General features: G+C 48.2%; 1 protein-coding gene and 1 pseudogene. One reads left to right on the top strand and one right to left on the bottom strand.

Going from position 1 to position 1427, the window contains the following annotated elements; translation table 11 throughout:
- A pseudogene (locus tag PX484_RS09850) lies at positions 1-532 on the bottom strand (hypothetical protein); the annotation flags it as partial.
- Between the two features lie 406 nt (positions 533-938).
- Between PX484_RS09850 and ilvN the strand changes: the two are divergent.
- The coding region (gene ilvN / locus PX484_RS09855) for an acetolactate synthase small subunit (RefSeq protein WP_288103670.1) at positions 939-1427 on the top strand (489 nt) is incomplete at its 3' end.

Genomic DNA, 1427 nt, shown 5'->3' on the forward strand with positions numbered 1-1427 from the left:
CTAGCACCCTCAACCATAAAGTCTCCTCATTGACTGGTAATTGATGGATGGCGACGATTCCTGTTTTGAACAGGCTAGGGGAAAAATAAACTCCTTTTCCCCACTCCTCTTTCATCCCCTCTTCCGGTAGGAATGAAGGGGAGATTCCCACGACTTCTTCAATCATTCTCGCCGAAAAAGTAGGCGTTAAAATCCAGAGAACTGGTAGTTCAGCTTCTGTTAGAGTTTTGTTTGTCCGTTTCGCCTTCCTCAAGACTTCGCCATGAACCGCGTATAACTTTGAGATGCAACTGCGAATCTCTACCTCCGAGGGTGGGTTACGGAAGGGTTCAAATAAGCAGCAAGTCGCCGCCATTTTAGCGAGTAACCCCAAGGGTAATTCCGTCCTTGATGCTGAACTGGCTGGTTCAAACCAGACATCGATTTCTTGGACTTCACTCTTGACTTTCTTGCTCTTTTTAATCGTCCCTAGAGACCCTAAGAGTTCTTCTAAATATTCCTTGGCAAATTGGTCGTGAATTTGGCGAGTCATTGGAGGGGATAATTAAGCCGAGAAAGTGCAGTAACAATCTTGTTAGATCATAGCAAGTTTTGAGAATTTATCGGCTCTTCTAGGTTCTGTGTAACAAGTTTAACTTAAGTAGCTGGTTATAATTAAATTAAAAATGGATTTTAGGTTCGATCCCCCCTGCCCCCCTTGATAAGGGGGGTGCCGATAGGCGGGGGGATCCCCCCTGCCCCCCTTGATAAGGGGGGTGCCGATAGGCGGGGGGATCCCCCCTGCCCCCCTTAATAAGGGGGGTGCCGATCCCCCCTTAGTCCCCCCTTTAATCCCCCCTTAATAAGGGGGGTGCCGATCCCCCCTTAGTCCCCCCTTTAATCCCCCCTTAATAAGGGGGGTGTCTGACAACTTTTAACGCCTACCTACTTAGATCGCCATGAAACACACATTATCCGTATTAGTTGAAGATGAAGCGGGAGTCTTAACCCGTATTGCTGGATTATTCGCCCGTCGGGGCTTTAATATTGAAAGTCTGGCCGTGGGTCCTGCCGAACAGATGGGAGTTTCTCGGATTACGATGGTAGTACCAGGAGACGAGGACAGCATCGAACAGTTAACCAAACAACTTTACAAATTAATTAACGTCCTCAAGGTGCAGGATATCACCCAAACCCCTTGCGTGGAAAGGGAATTAATGCTAATTAAAGTTAATGCTACCGCCGAGCGCCGAGCAGAAGTGATCGAATTAGCGCAGGTATTCCGGGCCAGGATTGTGGATATTTCTGAGGAAACCCTGACCATCGAAGTGGTGGGGGATCCGGGTAAAATGGTGGCGATTATGCAAATGCTGAATAAATTTGGCGTTCGCGAGGTGGCCCGTACCGGTAAAATTGCTCTGATTCGCGAGTCGGGAGTCAATACGGAA

It is taken from the genome of Microcystis sp. M49636_WE2 (assembly GCF_030065375.1).
GTDB classification, from domain to species: domain Bacteria; phylum Cyanobacteriota; class Cyanobacteriia; order Cyanobacteriales; family Microcystaceae; genus Microcystis; species Microcystis aeruginosa_C.